Source organism: Paenibacillus terricola (genome assembly GCF_014779765.1).
GTDB classification, from domain to species: Bacteria; Bacillota; Bacilli; order Paenibacillales; family Paenibacillaceae; genus Paenibacillus_T; species Paenibacillus_T terricola.
This window is the reverse complement of record NZ_JACXZA010000001.1, coordinates 129,225-146,591: the sequence shown is the minus strand read 5'-3', so window position 1 is coordinate 146,591 and position 17,367 is coordinate 129,225. Positions and strand designations below refer to the sequence as shown.

Annotated in this window: 13 protein-coding genes; all 13 read right to left on the bottom strand. The window is 51.6% G+C overall.

Annotated elements, in window-relative coordinates; genetic code table 11:
• Positions 1-123: 123 nt before the first annotated feature.
• The 13 genes from H8B09_RS00665 to H8B09_RS00605 all read right to left on the bottom strand — a co-directional run bounded on the left by H8B09_RS00665 (position 124) and on the right by H8B09_RS00605 (position 17,356).
• Positions 124-1,767, bottom strand: a complete 1,644-nt coding sequence (locus H8B09_RS00665) for a DUF3502 domain-containing protein (RefSeq protein ID WP_318152504.1) — start codon at positions 1,765-1,767, stop codon at positions 124-126.
• A 76-nt stretch (positions 1,768-1,843) separates the two neighbouring features.
• Complete coding sequence (locus tag H8B09_RS00660) at positions 1,844-2,743, bottom strand: carbohydrate ABC transporter permease (RefSeq protein WP_191201569.1); 900 nt, start codon at positions 2,741-2,743, stop codon at positions 1,844-1,846.
• Positions 2,744-2,791: 48 nt separating this feature from the next.
• A complete protein-coding gene (locus tag H8B09_RS00655; protein ID WP_191201568.1) occupies positions 2,792-3,694 on the bottom strand; it encodes an ABC transporter permease in 903 nt (300 codons plus the stop codon).
• Positions 3,695-4,213: 519 nt separating this feature from the next.
• Positions 4,214-5,797, bottom strand: coding sequence for an ABC transporter substrate-binding protein (locus H8B09_RS00650; RefSeq protein WP_224753183.1), 1,584 nt, complete (start codon positions 5,795-5,797; stop codon positions 4,214-4,216).
• A 23-nt stretch (positions 5,798-5,820) separates the two neighbouring features.
• The gene (locus H8B09_RS00645) at positions 5,821-7,611 is read right to left on the bottom strand and encodes a sensor histidine kinase (RefSeq protein ID WP_191201567.1); all 1,791 of its coding nucleotides are present in this window, start codon (positions 7,609-7,611) and stop codon (positions 5,821-5,823) included.
• Positions 7,608-9,209, bottom strand: a complete 1,602-nt coding sequence (locus H8B09_RS00640; protein WP_191201566.1) for a response regulator — start codon at positions 9,207-9,209, stop codon at positions 7,608-7,610. The genes H8B09_RS00645 and H8B09_RS00640 overlap by 4 nt, the downstream gene beginning before the upstream one ends.
• A gap of 467 nt (positions 9,210-9,676) precedes the next feature.
• Positions 9,677-11,200: a family 43 glycosylhydrolase gene (locus H8B09_RS00635; RefSeq protein ID WP_191201565.1), complete on the bottom strand. Its 1,524-nt coding sequence runs from the start codon at positions 11,198-11,200 to the stop codon at positions 9,677-9,679.
• Positions 11,201-11,434: 234 nt separating this feature from the next.
• Positions 11,435-12,079 (bottom strand): fructose-6-phosphate aldolase, encoded by a 645-nt coding sequence (gene fsa / locus H8B09_RS00630; RefSeq protein ID WP_191201564.1) that lies wholly within the window; start codon positions 12,077-12,079, stop codon positions 11,435-11,437.
• 41 nt (positions 12,080-12,120) lie between these two features.
• Positions 12,121-12,522: a nucleoside-diphosphate kinase gene (gene ndk, locus H8B09_RS00625; protein ID WP_191201563.1), complete on the bottom strand. Its 402-nt coding sequence runs from the start codon at positions 12,520-12,522 to the stop codon at positions 12,121-12,123.
• 126 nt (positions 12,523-12,648) lie between these two features.
• Entirely contained in the window at positions 12,649-13,617 is a 969-nt protein-coding gene (glpX, locus tag H8B09_RS00620) for a class II fructose-bisphosphatase (protein ID WP_191201562.1), read from the bottom strand.
• Positions 13,618-13,664: 47 nt separating this feature from the next.
• Positions 13,665-14,489 (bottom strand): pyruvate, water dikinase regulatory protein, encoded by an 825-nt coding sequence (locus tag H8B09_RS00615; protein WP_191201561.1) that lies wholly within the window; start codon positions 14,487-14,489, stop codon positions 13,665-13,667.
• Positions 14,490-14,506: 17 nt separating this feature from the next.
• The gene (locus H8B09_RS00610; RefSeq protein ID WP_191201560.1) at positions 14,507-15,118 is read right to left on the bottom strand and encodes a helix-turn-helix transcriptional regulator; all 612 of its coding nucleotides are present in this window, start codon (positions 15,116-15,118) and stop codon (positions 14,507-14,509) included.
• 633 nt (positions 15,119-15,751) lie between these two features.
• A complete protein-coding gene (locus H8B09_RS00605; protein WP_191201559.1) occupies positions 15,752-17,356 on the bottom strand; it encodes an MDR family MFS transporter in 1,605 nt (534 codons plus the stop codon).
• Between the last annotated feature and the right edge of the window lie 11 nt (positions 17,357-17,367).

Genomic DNA, 17,367 nt, shown 5'->3' with positions numbered 1-17,367 from the left:
ACATGCATGATCCCTACTATCTTCTACCTACTACCATACTCACTTACTCTCCAGCATCCCGCTCTCTCTCTAAAATAAAAACCGTCCCCGCCATGACTGGCGAGAGACGGCCGCAACTACGATTTACCCTTTAGCGGCGAGGAATGCCGAAGCTTGCGTCTCAAGCTCCGTCTTCACTTTGTCTACGCCTGCTGCTTTCATTTTGGAAACGAGCGCATCGAACGATGCATCTACGTCCTTGACCGAACCAACAGCGAACGGCAGGAAGTATTGCGTCGAGACGTTCTTCAAATTCGCGATCTCCGTCTTCACATTATCCGAGTTGAACGAGAAACCGAGATACGGGATTTGAATCAAATAATCTTTGACCTTATTATTCAGATCGATGTAAGAATCCGTCCAGCTTACGCTTGGTTTCAAGAAATCTTTGTTCACGAACCAGAAGCCTGCTGCGTCTGGCGGGTACGTGTTATCGGCTGCTGCAACGCCTTCTGGCAGGCCAAGCTTGCCGTCGGAAGTGAGCACGTAGTTCTTGCCTTCGATGCCGTAGTAGTCCGTCATGACATACGATTCGTCCTGCATGAGCAGATCCAGCGCTTCCAGCGCGCGCTCTGGGTTCTTCGAACCAGCAGCGATTGCGACGCCGTTGTTCAACCAGCTGTTAGCAGGCGCATGACCCGACGGCGAGAGAACCGGCATAATGTACGTGTCGATGCCTTTCTCCTTACACGAAGCAAGCGTAGCTTGAATATCGATCGAGTTGCCGAAAGCGACGCCTGCTTTATTCTCGCAGAAGTTGTCTTTCGAGCGAACTTTGTTCGAATACGGATTCTTGTTTACATATCCCGCATCGTACCATTGTTTCATGATGCCTGCAGCGTATTTGAATGCGCCTTGTACCGGCTCGTCGGTGATGCTGAGCACTTTGCCCGATTGATCCTCGAGATCCATATAGTTGCCGACGCCGGACGGATCGCCGGAATCGCCGGGAGCGCCCGCATAAGCGAATTTCTCCGATACCAACGCACCGAATGGCGCAGGCAAATCATATTGGGAATCCAAGTTCAGCGGCGTCATGTTCGGGTAGTCTTTCTTAATCTCTGCAAAATACGGCTCCAGCTCCGACAGCTTCGTCGGATTCGTCAGACCCGCCTTGTCCATGACATCCTTGCGAAGAACGATTACGTTAACCTTGCGGTCAGGCGTCGTCGTTGGAATCATGTACTGCTTGCCTTGCACTTGGGCAGCCTTGTAAGCTGATGCGTCCTGCTTAGCATAGTACTTCGGCATATATTTCTGAAGCAGATCCGTCGTGATCTCTTTGAAGGAGCCTTTGTTCGCTTCTTGCACGTAGAAGTTCCAGTCTGCCGTGAAGACGAAGTCGACATCTTCACCCGCTGCAAGGATCAGCGGATACTTGGAAGCGATATCGCCCCAACCGATATAGTTGATCTCGAGCGTTGCATTAATGTCCTTCTGCAGCTTCTCATTCAGCGCAGCCATCACTTCCGGCATGCCTTTCGGCGCTTCGCCGAGCAGGTAGCCAACGAGCTTCACTGCCTTGGAATGGTCAATACCCGTATCTGCCGGAGCGGTCGACGAGTCTTTATCTGTCGAAGCTGTGTCCGTCTTCGAATCTGTTGCCTTAGTCGTATCTGTCGTACTGCTCGTTTCTTTGTCTTTACTGCTGCCGCAAGCGGCGAGCGTGAACGTCAGAATAACGGACAACGCCAGCATTAACCACATTCTTTTTCTGTTTCCTTTCACTTGAATCCCTCCCTTTTGTAGTGGCCAAGCCTAGCAAGCACATCTATATAAATCCCGAATGATTGCGGAACTTATATCAACCTTTCACAGCGCCGATCGTGACGCCGCTGACAAAATACTTCTGTACGAACGGGAAAACAATTAGAATCGGTCCTGTTGCGATAACGGTCATCGCCAGCTTGAACGTCTCCTTCGGAGCATCTAAGTTCGTCACATGCTGCGACATGGCGGAGGATAGATTGACCGACGACAGCATTTTGTACAGCAAATATTGCAATGGAATGAGCGGGTCCTTCGTCGTGAACATCATCGCGGTCCACCAGTCGTTCCAATAGGCCAAAGCGGTAAACACCCCGATCGAAGCAAGTGCTGGCTTGCTGAGCGGCAGAATCATTTGGAGAAAAATCCGAAGATCTCCCGCTCCATCGATTCTCGCTGATTCAATCAGCGGCTCCGGTACGGAGGACGAAATAAAGCTGCGCAGGATGAGAATGTACATGACGTTGAACATCGGAACCAAGATGAGCACGGCATACGTATTGCTCAGGTGCAGATTGCGGCTCAACCAGATGTAGTAAGGCGCGAGACCGCCGCTGAACAACGTCGTGAAGAATAGGAAGAACGCCAGCTTGTTGCGGTGCTTGAGCTCTTTGCGCCCCAGCACATAAGCGGCCATCGTCGAGCAGAAAAGCGACAGCGCCGTGCCGATTACAGCAATGAGAATCGATACCTTGTAAGCGGAGAGCACATCGCCCGGGTAGCGGAATATGAACTTGAACGCATCGAGCGAGAAATCGCGAGGCCAGAACCAGTACCCATCGCTGATGACCGAACTCTCGGAGGAGAATGCGCCTGCCAGCAGAACCACGAATGGTATGAGGCAAATAAGAGCGATGATCGAAACGACGGTATAAGCAACGGCCGTGAATACGGGAGCGGAATTGAGCTTGCGATTGTCAGCAGTTGAACTGCTCATGGTTACACCAGCTTTCTGTGGGAAATGAAGGGGCCGCTAACGCTCGTTCTAGAAGAGCGCGTGGTCCCTGTCGTATTTGCGAACAAGCCAGTTGGCCGTAAGGATAATGATCAGCGTCAGCACCGATTGGTACACCCCAACCGACGATGCCATACCGAAGTCAGCGGAGCCCATCAAGGAACGGAACGCTAACGTATCGATAATATCTGTGGCGTCCATAAGCAGCCCGTTGTTGCCGATGAGCTGGTAGAACATATCGAACTCGCCTCGCATAATGCGGCCAAGCCCCAGCAGAATGAGAATAATCATCGTTGGCTTCAGCAGCGGAAGCGTAATGCGCATGATGCGCTGGAACCGTGTTGCTCCGTCGATCGTCGCTGCTTCATAGATTTCTTGGTCGATCCCGACGATTGCAGCGAGGTACAAGATGCTGCCGTAACCGACCCATTTCCACACATACAAGAAAGGAAGCAGGAAGTACCAGTAGCTCGTATTGGAGTAAATATCGATGCCTTCCATGCCGAAGTAATGCAGGATTTTGTTCACGATCCCGTACTCGTAATTGAAGAAATTGTAGACGAATGCAGAGACGGTAACCCACGAGATAAAGTAAGGCAGGAACATAAGCGTCTGGCTTACCTTCTTGAAGAATTTGCTGCGAATCTCCGACATGAACACTGCCGCGATAATCGAAAACACCGTATAACAGCCGAGAAAAATGACGTTGTACACGATCGTGTTGCGAGTGACGAGCCATGCTTTTCCCGATGCGAAGAAATAGTGGAAATTATCGAACCCGACCCATTTGCTGAAGAACATGCCGCCTGTACGGGTGTAGGATTCGAATGCCATCACAATGCCCGCCATCGGAATGTAAGCGAATACGATAAAGTAGACGGCAACCGGCAGAAACATCATGTAGAGCATCCAATGCCTGCGAATATCTTTCATGCAACAACCTCCGTAACCATTCTCTAGTAGTGCGTGCAGCCTCTAGTAGTAACCTCTAGCAGTACCTCTAGTAACTATGCTGTAATCGTACTGGAATCGAGGGCGGCTTCCCACACGGCTATATTACGTTTATCTTTGATAATCCAAGCTTGGGGTGAGTAATTTGGACACCTGACAAAAAACCTTTCAGAAAGGGGGAGTCACAGCACCGCTGCTTACAAGCATCGTTGCTCTTACGGTTGCAGGCGTGCTTATTTGTTCTGATTGGCCCCTTCCGCAAATGTAAGGGTTGCATAAGTGCTTATTGGTTACGTATCGCTTACATTTGGTCCGTTTGCGCCACAATAGCCACGCCCACAACCGTTACGCACTCAAAACAGACATTTTGGATGGAGTAGCCACTTTGGTAACCGTTAAGGGTGAAGGAGAACAGCCGACGAATGATTGACCATTGGCCAAAATAAAAAGCCCGCCCGGATTTTCAGCCCGGACAGGCCTCAACTTCAACTTCAACTACCGTTATCGTTTGCTCTGACGAGCTAGATACTCGTCCCCTTGCTTCTGCACTTCCGTCTTTACCTTGTCAATGCCAGCCTTCTTCAGATGGACGCTCAGTGTATCGAGGGCCGCATCCACATTATCCACCGCTCCGATATAGATCGATTGCGCATACTGCGTGGACACGTTCTTCATATTAGCGATCTCCGACTTCACCTCAGCGGAATTGAAGAAGAAGTTACGGTATGGAACGGCTTCCACCAGCGGTCTAATTTGTTCTTGCAGCGCCGTATAGGAGTCTGTCCAATTAGCCATCGGCTTGAATAGGTTCTTATTCACGAACCAGAAGCCTGCGGCATCCGGGGGATACGTGTTTGTTTCTGATGTGACTCCTTCCGGCAGACCGATACGCCCGTCTGGCGTGAACACATAATTGATGCCCTCGATCCCGTAATAAGCCAAGTACGCATACGAAGGGTCGTCCATCAGCAGATCCAAGGCCTCCATCGCTCGCTCGGGATTCTTAGAAGATGACGCAATTGCCGCCCCATTGTTCAGCAAACTTACCTTCGATGCCTTGCCGGAAGGATACAGCAGAGGGAATGGATAAATATCGATGCCCTGCTCCTTGCAGGTCATAAACACATTCTGCGTATCGATCGAATTGCCGAATGCAATGCCCGATTTGCCATTGCAGAAGTTGTCCTTCGAACGAATACTGTTCGCATACGGGTTCCGATTGATATAACCCTTGTCATACCAATCCTTCATGATCCGGGCAGCTTCTTTCTGATAGCCGAGCATCGGCTCTTCAATCATGCTGTGCATCGTACCAGTAGGGTCTTCCATATCAACGGCGACGCCCTCTGCAAGCGGATCGCCCGAATCGATTGGCGCGCTGGACCAAGCAAACTTCTCGGACAGAAGGTAGCTGAACGGAACAGGCAGATCGTAACGAGAATCGAGATTGAGCGGCGTCATTCCCGGGTAGCTCTTCTTGATCTCTGCAAGATAAGGTTCGATCTCAGAGAACTTGGTAATCCCCGTCATTCCCGCCTTCTCCATGACATCCTTGCGGAACAGCGCTACATTGACCATCGTATCCGGCGAGGATGTCGGGATCATATAAGGCGTGCCGTTCACTTTGGCTGCTTCCAGCGCCTCGGGCGGCATGTTCTTCATATGCCGAGGCATATATTTCTCCAGCAGCTCGCGGCTAAGCGGATAGAGCGAACCTCGGGTCGCTTCCGAGACATAGTAGATCCATTCTGCTGCAAAAATAAAATCAACGTCCTGCCCGCTTGCGAGCACTAGCGGATATTTCGAAGCGGCATCGCCCCAACCGATATAATTAAGCTCGATCGTCGCATTGATATCTCTCTTGAGCTTCTCATTAATCGCTTGAAGCACCTGCGGCATCCCCTTAGGCGCTTCTCCGATCAAATACCCGACCAACTTGACTTCCTTCTCATGATTCGGATCGATCGGAGTGGCATCCTTCTCATTGCCGCCGCAAGCCGTCGTCCCAACAATAATCAGAATGAACACGAGCATCAGAACGCCTCGCAGCCTTGTCTGATTCATAGCCAGCCCTATTCGATTCATGACCTGCCTCCTCCTTCCTTCCGTCATTCCTCTCTCCGTTCAGGCAGTCGCAGCACGACACGTGTCCCTTCGCCTTCCGTGCTGTAATATTTCAAGCCGTATTGCAAGCCGTATGACAGCTGCAGCCGCTCTTCGATATTGCGGACGCCATAGCCGCCCCGCGTGCCTTCCCCTTCCGGAAGATGCAGAATAGCGGCGAGCCGCTCCTCGTCCATGCCGACGCCATCGTCTGCGATTTCGATGAGCAGATCGCCTTTGTCCGTCCATGCGGACACGCGAACTTCACCTTCTTCGCTGTCCTTCTCCATAATGCCATGCAGAATCGCATTCTCTACGAGAGGCTGGAGCAGAATCTTCGGCAGTTGGCAGTCGTACAGCTCTCGCGGCACCTCGAACTCCAGACGGACGCTGTCATCGAACCGCATATTTTGAATCCGGACATACGCTTCGATATGTTTCAGCTCGTTCTCTAGTGACACATACTCCTTGCCGTTGGACAAGCTGAGCCGATAGAAAACAGTCAGTTCGTCGACGACCCGCTTAATATCACGCGCGCCGGATTCGATAGCAAGGACGTTGATCAGCTCCAGTGTGTTGTAGAGAAAATGCGGGTTGATCTGCGCCTGAAGCGCCTTCAACTCCTTGTCCTTCACTTCTTGACCAAGAGAGGATCGCTCCTCGATCAGTCCTGAGATGTTCTGGACCATCGTGTTGAAATTATGAGTCAGCTCCCCGATCTCGTCCTCGTTCACCGGCAGAGGCGCCAGCTGAAAATGTCCATGCTTCACTTTGCGGACATGAACAATCAAACGACGAATTCGCCTCGTCGCAGACTCTGCCACGAAGAAAGAGAGCGGCAGCATTAACGGCACGATGAACAAGAAGATCGAGATAATCCGATTTCTCGCCTTGACCGTCGATTCGAGAATATCGGAATAAGGCACGACCAACGCTACTTTCATATCGGTGTGCGGAATCGCCTGAACACCAAGCAAATGTCGGCTGCCGCTTATCGTATAATGATCGTTATAATACGTATCCACCGCATTGGATGCGGAATACAGCGTTTTGACGTTCTTCACAAGCTGATCCGAATACTCGAATCGATCCGAGCTTCCGAGAAAATCGCCTTCGTCGTTGAACAAGAAAGCCGACGCATTCGGCGTCAAGATCGCATGGTTGAGCACGGATTCCATCGCATCCTGCTTCACCCTTGCCCGGACGATACCAACGAACTCACGGACATCGTGATCGTTAGGTATTTTGCGCAGAACCGTCAGTTCCCGACTGTCAGCGTTCGCATCCAGCTTGCTCGAAGGCAGCCAAGCGACAACCCCGTTCGTCTGGGCAAAATGAACATACCACGGCTGCGCCTCGACCTTCTCCATATTCAGAAACTCTTCATTCTCCGTTGCGCCAGCAAGGCCTTGGTTCATATAGATCTGGATCGTCTTGATGTCATCGTTGTATCGGAATTGATTAATCAATCTGGACAGCTGCAGCGCATCCATATGCCAGAGATCAATGTTCTGATAAGGCGTAGAATCTGCTCCAACCGCTTTCTGGACAAGATCGTTGTAAGCGATGAAGTTCAATACTTCCGTAATAGCCTCGGATTTGTATTCCAGATACGCTTTTGTCTCGTCGAGTATTTTGTGGCTGGAATATACCGCCGCATCTTTATTCTCGCGCTGCGTAGAGTTGATGTGAATGAACAGAAGCAGCACGAACGGAATGAGGATGACGAGCACGTAAGTCGCGAACAGCTTGTAACGGATGCTTAGGTAAACGGGCCGTATAAACCTTAATCTCATCGAATGGCACGCTCCCTATATTCGGAAGGGGTGCAGCCCGCTTTGCGTTTGAAGAAAATCGTAAAGTAATTCGAATCGGAGATGCCGACCCGCATCGCCACCTCAATGATCTTCACCTTCGGATCGCTTAGAAGTTCCTTCGCCTTGTCGACTCTCGTATCCATGATGTATTCCTTGATCGTCTGTTTGTGATGCTTCTTGAAGCAGGCGCATAGATACGTCTCGCTGAGCTGAACGTGATCGGCAATGGCACGAATCGTAAACCCTCTCTCGTGAAAATGAGCATGGATATAGCGAGTGATCTCACGAATCTTACCGCTTCCCGCGCTCGCCATCTCTTCATCCGACTTCGCCATCGAATCGAGAAAGGAGAGCACATACTGCTCCAGCGCATCGAGGCTTGGAATACGATCAATCTCTTTCCACATATAGCGCCGCTCCGTGTCCTCGGAAATCTCGGCAAGGCCAAGCTGAACCGCCGTTTCCATCGCTGCTGCGAGCAGTTGGAAATACGTATCCTTCAGTCTCATAATGTCCAGATCCATCTGCTTCCGTGCATATGCGGTCCACTCATGAACGATTCGCTTCGCTTCGTCAACCTGCCCAACTCGAAGATGATCACGGAGGAGGCGAACCTCCTCCCAATTCATCACAACAGGCGCGTGACTGCGGAGGGCGTCCGGGAAGATTGGCTTCGCCCCGCTTCCATAATATTGATAGGCGCAAGCTTGGTAAGCAAGGCGATAAGACTCCGGTATGTTCGAGCGCGAGGATATCGGGTTGCCGACTCCCATTCGCAGATCGATGGAAGGTCCCGCGAGTGCCCGAAGCTCCGCTAGAAGCTCTTCAATGACGGCCCGTCCATCCGTGTATGCACTTCCGTACGTCCCTGGCATAACAAGCACAAGCAGATTGTTGGAGTCGAAGCCAGCGAGCGCCCGAAGCTCCTGGAAACGCGTATGACCCGAGATCGTCTCTAATATTCGCTGCTGCGTGATTCCAGCATCCTCGGAGAGGTCCGACGGATTCCAATATAAGCTCGACGCGACAACCGTGAACGGCCCATCCATGGGGAGCAGGAACGTCTCCCGGCTTTTCAGCGCAGGGACGACGTTCGGAGAATCCGGGTCGGAGATGAGCCTACGGACCATCTCTTGTCGCAGATAGGGCAAACTGCGGTCGAACCCTTCTTGGAGCTTCTGCTCCTCCTCCTTGCGCTTCTGCTCTTCGCGGCGCAACCAGACTGCCTGTTCGACTGCATCACGGACTTCGTTCAAATTAACGGGTTTATCGATATAAGTAAACGCTTTCAATTGTATGGCGGATTTCAAATATTCTTTGTCCGAGAAGCCGCTTAAGAAAATCAATTGGCAGTCTGGATCCGTCTTTCTATACGCTTGAGCAAATTCGATGCCGCTCATCTTCGGCATGCGGATGTCACATAGAATGATATCCGGCTGCAGCGCCTCCGCAATCTCCAACGCTTGCAGACCATTGCGCGCTGTCTCTACTTCACCGATTCCGACCGCATCCCAAGGAATATAGTTCTGCAGCAGTTCTCTCGTACGCCGCTCGTCGTCTACGATTAACAGTTTCAAGCGAATCCCCCCTGCGTATCGAGCTCTATGATGAATGATCGCGTCGCGTATACGATGTTGTGTGCTGCACACGCGCATGACTTCGTCACCTCATTATAGAAGATCGATTTCGCTCTGCATACGGGGTAAACCTATGAATTTCTTAGTTTTCTGTAAGTGGAGGGGGGATAAGTTTGGTTCTCCCATTTGTATATCGTATGGTGCTCGGTTCGGAGTGTTCGGCTCACTAGATTGGCAGTGGAGGGGATTAAGGGCGCTTTACAGCTCTTAATGGCTTCTGCCCCGAGTTTCGGGACGTTTAAGAGTAGTTCAACCATCCTTCATTCAAGCATGCGACTGTTGGAGCAGAAGGTTGTGAGGTATTTAAGGGCTAAAAATAGTTGATGTAACGCGTTAACCATCAATCAAAAACAGTCGGGCAGAGATCACCTCTGCCCGACTGTCTGTCGCGGAGCTATTGTACAAGTTTAGTTCTTCGTAAACGACCAGTCGTCCACGCGCACCCAATTGCCAGCATTGGCTACGGAATAAACGCCGATCTGCGCGCTGCCATTCGTCACTTGGATATTCGGAATCGTCACCTGCGTCCAGTTGCCGATCGACGAATTGATCGCGGCATCGAGCTCCGAACCACCGTAATTTTTCACAAAAATCTGAGCCGTCGATTGTCCGCCGCTGCTCTTCACCCATACCTTCAACGTATATGTTCCGTTCGCAAGGCCTGTTATGTTCTGATAACGGCTTGCGCTGTAGGCCGTTGCTAGATATTGCGTAGCCGACCATCTGCCGCTGTGCGCTCCGCCGGATACATTGGCGTTCGGGATATCCGTGACGTTATCCCAAGTCAACCAACCAGCCAGATCATTCTGATCGACGCGGTCTGCCTCGTAGCTTGGATTCATGACATAGTTATTGCCGCTGCCTACGCTCCACGTCCCTGCTGCCGCATCGAGATTGAACTGGCTGAGCGAATTCATTCTCGGCGCCGTTCCAGTGAAAGAAAGCGGCATCCACTGATTGTAGCCGATTCCGTTGCCTGCAAAATCACTCCAACGGTCTCCGCCGAACAGAATCGTCGTTCCCGATGTTCCTGTCACTTTAATAAACATCGAGGTTTGCGATACATGTGAGAAGTCAGCCGATGTTCCACTCATGACGAACTCGCCAGAATATGCACCTTGAATGGAGCTCGACGTTACGCAATACGTCTGCGATGCATTCCATCCGTGAAGATCAGAGGAACAGAGGTAATACAAGGAATTGTAGTGGAACATCGCATTGCCTTCGCGTCCGCCCGCGCTGCTGTTATATACGTTCACCGCAGGCTCGATGTTCAGATAATCAGAGGCACGAAGCTGCGAGACATAGAGATGGCTTCTGCCGTTCGCGTTACTGAATACTAAGTAGGCTTTGCCATCATCATCGACGAAGGTAGACTGGTCACCCGACATGTTATTCACGACGTTGGTAATCGTAGTCTGTACATGGTGAAAGGTAAACGTTCCCGTAGGCGAACTGCTCGTTGCGAACGCAACTCCACCTCCTGCAGGTCCCGCATATTGTGTGATCAGCACATACTTCTGCGTATTCGCGTTGTACACGACACCTAGTCTGCCGAGCCAATCAGCATCCCAAGTAGAGCCGTCTGTGGCACCTGTAATGACATTGCCTCTGAACGTCCAATTCACAAGGTCGGTAGAAGAATAGCAGGTTACAGCCGCGAAGCTGGTATCGCTGTTCTTCGCGCTTGGGTTGTTATAGTACGTAACCGCGCCATTGTATTTGACGCCGTACCAATAATACGTGCTGCCGACCTTAAGAATATTGCCGCCTTGCGAATAGATCGGGTTGCCGGATGTGTCCTTCCAGAACACATCATTGTTCAGCGTCTGGCTTGCCGCGCTTGCGGTTTGCGTTCCTATGAACGGCAATGCGACTACAGCTAATAGAACCAAACTTTGCAGCATCGACAACCATTTGAATCTTCTCATCAATGTTAACACCCTCTCTTCATTCTGAATGGTAGTTGATCCAATATTCGTTCCGAACTCCTTCCCTATAGATTTGATTCCTCGTCTATTGTAAAACGCTTACAATCGCGAGAGTAGCAGGCTACTTTACGATTTACTTAGAGAATCTATTATTGGTGCGCAGCACAAAAACACGGCCAGACAGCGCCCTATAGGCGTCATCTGGCCGTGTAATGTCTATTATTTAGGAAAGGGTTATTGCTTCATTTTGCCCCAGTCGGCAAGGAACTTCTCGATCCCGATATCTGTCAGCGGATGCTTCCACAGCGAAGGCAGCAACGAGCCTGGAATCGTGCCGATGTGTGCGCCTGCGATTGCAGCCTGCTCCACATGGGCAATGCCACGAATGCTTGCCACGATAATTTCCGACTTATAGCCATAGTTATCAATGACCGTACGCAGCTCGCGAATGAGCTTCATGCCTTCAACGCCGATGTCGTCGAGACGGCCAACGAAAGGACTAATGTAAGTAGCGCCAGCTTTGGCCGCCATGAGACCTTGCGCAACGGAGAAGATAAGCGTCACATTCGTCTTGATGCCATTCTGCGTCAATTCGTGGCATGCATACAGCCCATCTTCCGTCATCGGCAGCTTGATGACAACATTCGGCGCCCACTGTGCAATCTCGTAAGCTTCCTTCAGCATGTCCTCCGCCTTCGTACCGATAACCTCCGCGCTTACAGGACCCGAGACGATCGAGCAAATCTCTTGAATAACCGTCTTGAAATCCCGGCCTTCCTTGGCAATCAGCGACGGATTCGTCGTTACCCCATCCGCCAAGCCCAGTTTAGCAATTCGTTTGATTTCATCCACATTCGCCGTATCGAGAAAGAACTTCATCCAATAACCCTCCCATGGTTATATTCAATTACAGTCGCGTACTACTTTCCGAAGAAATTCGTAATTTCCCGCTCTGCGCTTTCGTCCGAATCGGAGCCATGAACAATGTTGCTCGAAACATCCAGCGCATAGTCAGCGCGGATCGTACCTGGTGCGGCTTCAGACGGATTCGTGCGGCCGATAAGCGACCGAGCGTTCTTAACAGCGTCCTGCCCTTCCCATACCATTGCGAACACCGGGCCAGACATAATAAAATCGATCAGCTCTTCGAAGAACGGTTTTCCCTTATGCTCAACATAATGTTTCTCCGCCAACTCACGGTCAATATTCATCATCTTCGCATTCGTCAGCTTGAGGCCCTTACGCTCAAACCGCGTCATAATAACACCGATCAAATTACGCCCAACACCATCTGGTTTAACCATTACGAAAGTACGGTTCATCTCCATCAGCTCCAATTGAAGTTTTGTAGGTAAGGTTAAGTCCATTATATTCCAAAGAAAGGAGGACGGGGTGTAACGAACATCATAATTGTCGACGTTAATTTGAACATTCGGTGTCAGACGCGATTAGATTGAGCGAAGCAGCGGCTTATTAGGTAAATAGTGGAGCGATTTCACAAAACGAACCGTGCGCGTCTTCGCTCGCATCACGATCGAATGCGTCTCTGCCCGCTGCCCTTCTGTATACCGAACGCCGCCGAGAAACTCGCCTGGCGTTACGCCTGTTGCAGCGAAGATAACATCCTCTGTGCCGACCATATCATCTACGGTCAGCAGCTTGCGAGGGTCGCTTAAACCCATCGAGATGCAGCGTTCGAACTGTTCCTCATTCTCAGGCATCAGGCGACCTTGAAGCTCGCCGCCCAAGCATTTCAGCGCTGCCGCTGCAAGCACACCTTCCGGTGCGCCGCCGGAACCGACGTATAGATCGATTCCCGCTTCCGGGAACGCTGGCGCAATGGCCCCCGCAACGTCGCCGTCGCTCAGGAACTTAATCCGAACGCCCGTGCTGCGCAGGTCCTTGATCATCGTTGCATGACGCTCGCGATCAAGAATGACAACCGTCAAATCTGAGATTGGCTTGCCAAGCGCAAGCGCCGCTTTCTCCACCGTTGTATGAATCGGATCGTTTAAGCTCAGCTTGCCCGCTAGCGCAGGACCTACCGCCAGCTTCTCCATGTACATGTCCGGCGCATGCAGCAATTGACCTTTGTTTGCTACAGCCAGTACGGACATCGCATTATTGAGCCCTTTGGCAACAATCTCGGTCCCTTCGAGCGGATCAACAGCAACGTCGACTTCATGGCCTTGCATGCTGCCTACTTCTTCACCAATGTACAGCATCGGCGCTTCATCCATCTCGCCTTCCCCGATGACGACCGTACCGCGAATGGATACGGTATCGAACATCGAACGCATGGCCTCAGTTGCGGCGCCGTCTGCCGAATTCTTATCGCCTCGGCCCATCCAAGGTGCAGCAGCCAACGCTGCAAGCTCTGTTACCCTTACCAATTCAAGCGCAAGCTCACGCTCCATCTCGAATCCCTCCGGCAAATGTTATTAGTTTCCAAACGAGTGCTAATTCATTCCATTTCGTTCAACATGCCGATTATAATGCCTGCCGTTTCTTCAATCGCACGGTTCGTGACATCGATAATCGGACAACCCAGCTGCTCCATCAACCCTTGCGCATACGCCACTTCGGATTGAATCCGCTCGTACGATGCGTAAGCGGCTGCTGGCGGGAGTCCTAGCGATTTAAGGCGCTCAGCGCGAACCTCCTGCATCCGCTCCGGCTGCATTGTCAAGCCGACGATCAGCTTGCCCGGCTCGGAACGCAGCTCCATCGGCGGCTTCACCTCAGGGAGCAGCGGGAGATTAGCGACCTTGTACCCTTTGTGCGATAGAAAAATGCTAAGCGGCGTCTTCGAGGTTCGAGATACGCCAACGAGCACGATCTGCGCCTCCGACAGCCCTCTTGCATCCTTGCCATCGTCGTAACGGACGGCGAACTCAATGGCTTCCATCCGCCTGAAGTAATTCGCGTCCATTGAATGCAGCAAGCCAGGCTGCCGCTTCGGGAACGCTCCGAACGAATCAATATAAGCCTGCATCATCGGTCCCATCACATCGACGGCACGTACGCCCCGCTTTACCGTCTCTTCGCGCATCATCTCGCGTAGCTCCGGCTGGACGAGCGTGTAGGCAATAAAGCCGCCGTACTGCACCGCTTCATTCACGATCGAGACGATCTCATCTTCGGATCGCAAATGCCCGTACCGCTTAATGCGGACACCATCGGATGCGAACTGGCGGAGCGTCGCCTTCGCTACTGCCTCTGCCGTTTCACCGACAGCATCCGAGCATACGATAATCATTCCTTGCGTCTGCCATTCAGAATCTCGCATTGCGTACGCCGCTCCTCCTATTCCGTGTCCGCCGTCAGCTCAGCGACGAGGTGCACAACATTCGACTTTGTTATCCATCCAACGATATCTGGCTCACCGTTGTCATCTGGCACGATGACGGGGAGACAATCGATCTGATGGGTGAGCATCTTGCGGATGGCGTCAGCGACGGCGTCCTCCGGCCTAGCGGTAACAATATTCGGATAGCGGGTCATCACCATGCTGACGGGAATGGTCCCTGCGGACGGATTGCCCAGCGTAACCTTGAGCAGATCCTTCGGCGTTACAATCCCGACGAACTTCTGCTTCGCATTCACGATGAGCAGCGTGTCCGCGTTTGCCATATACAGCGTCACGACCGCATCATGCACCGAGTAGGTTTCGGGCACGCTGACCGGTACGCCTTGTACTTGTCCAACTGTTAGCTGCTGGAACCGGCTGAGCGATGTGTTGTCTGTGCGGTAGGCATTGCCGATCGAATAGCCGACCTTCGGCTTCGCATCGAGCATGCCAAGCATAACCAGCAGCGACAAGTCCGATCGCAACGTCGGGCGGCTGACGCCAAGCATCTCCGCCAGCTGCTCGCCCGTAATCGGCGCGTGCTGTTTCACGAGCTGCACCAGTTCCAATTGTCTTGCTGAGAGATTAATGAAGCTCTCCCCCTCTCTGCACCATTATGTATCTCGTTGTTTCTTTAAGTTGCATTTAATATATCACATTGATCCAATAGTGTGTAATAAATAATATTAATGAGATGTCATAAATAAACTGATAGATCGCTCTACCCACCCAAACCCTCCCTGCAAGGGAGGGCCCCAAAGGTCGTAAGCGTATGCTCCCGATGTGGTTTCCTTGCGGAAACCTTTACCTCTGGACTCCTCACAAGGACGCGGCTTTGACTACTTGAGAACGTGTGCCCGCTCTTGCCGCCTAAGCGGCAAAGCTGATTGTTCGCTGTATCTAGGTACGGTCAGTCGTCTGCAAACTTTGTTCGTACGTGTTCACCAGTCACCGCCGATTGATGTTCCTTCGATCACTCGCAACACATTTATATATCTTGAACCCTGAAGCGGATTGTAGCGGAACAAAGGCGTGTAAAGATACTGCGTGCTTGGATGCGAGTGCACACAAAAACCGTCGCTCCAGTATTTGCGTAATGGATTGACGGTTTTTGTGATTTTAAATATGAGTCATAATTCCTGAATTAATAGTCCTGAATCGCTTTTGGATAATAGCTCTCGTTCCATTGACTGTTTGCAGTCTTACTTACTCAATTTAACCTGACCTGCTTCTACATTCCCTGCAGCTGCTGCGCCGCTATCGCGTTGAATGCGCTTGTTGCCGACCAGCAATGCGACGAGAATACCTAGCGCAATGAAGATAAGTCCCGATAAACCAACCGTCGTGAATGCCTTCGACCATGCCAACTGAATGTAATGAACAATATCGGCCTTCAAGTCTTCTGGCAGCTGAGCCCGATCTGGTGCAACGATAACACTGTACAGGTCATTGCCGCTGTCTTGAATGCCCTTCACAACATCCACTACCGCGCCATTGCCCTTCGCCTGCTCCTCTGCTGCCAGCGAATCGACGTTTGACTTGAGCGAGTGGTTCATCACAACGCTCAGAATCGTCATGCCGATCGTGCCCCCGATGGAACGGAAGAACGTTGCAGCAGACGTAACTGTTCCGAGCCGCTCTTTGTCGTACTCGTTCTGTACGGCAATCATCAACGTTGGCATAACAAGGCCCATGCCAAGGCCAAGAATGACCATATAGATGTAAGCCGTCCATTCCGACGATTCAAGGCCAAGCGTACTAATCAAATAGAAACCGCCTGTCGAGATGATCATACCGGCAGTGAGTACCGTCCGATACGGCACCCGAAGCAGCAGCTGGCCGCCAATAACGCTGGAGACGATAAGCGCAATCATCATCGGCGTCATCGTCGAACCTGCTCTCGTTGGGCTAACGCCAAGAATGCCCTGCATGTAGAGCGGCACGAACATAATGGCGCCGAACATGCCGAGACCAAGCAGGAAGCCCAAAGCATTCGTCACTGCGAAGACGCGGTTGCGGAACAGCGACAGATCAAGCACAGGCTCCTTCGCTTTGCTCTCTGCATAGAGGAACAGCAGAATGAATACAATCGCGCCGCCGAACACCCAATAGCTCGTTGCGGACGCCCATTCGAATTTATCTCCTGCGAATGTAAGGCCGAGCAGCAGGAGCACTAGTCCCGGAACTAACGTCAATATGCCGAAGTAGTCGATATTCGCCTTGCCTTTGTGTTTGACTGTTTCATTTTTCATACCGATAAAAATAAGGACCGCACACAAAATACCAAACGGCAGATTCATCAAGAAGATCCAATGCCAGCTAATGTGGTCAACGATGACGCCGCCGATGAATGGACCAATAACCGAGCTCAGCGCGAAAATAGCACCAAACACGCCTTGCCACTTCGCACGTTGTTCAGCCGTGAAGATATCGCCAACTATCGTCTGCGACAGCGGCATCAACATGCCTCCGCCAATCCCTTGGACTGCGCGGAATATAACGAGCATCTCCATAGTGTGCGCAGTGGCACACAATGCGGAGCCGACCGCGAAAATAATGGCGCCGATAAGATAGAGCAGCCGCCTGCCGTACATATCGGACATTTTGCCGACGATGGGCACGACGACTGTAGATGTAATGAGATAAGCAGTCGTTACCCATGCAAAAATCTCAAAGCCTTGCAAATCTGCAATGATGGTAGGCATCGCCGTACCGACAATGGTCTGTTCCAGCGCGCTGAAGAACATACCAAGAATAAGGCCGAGCAGTACCAGCCTCGTGTTGATAGATGGATTGTTCACTGCCATCCTCCCGCTTC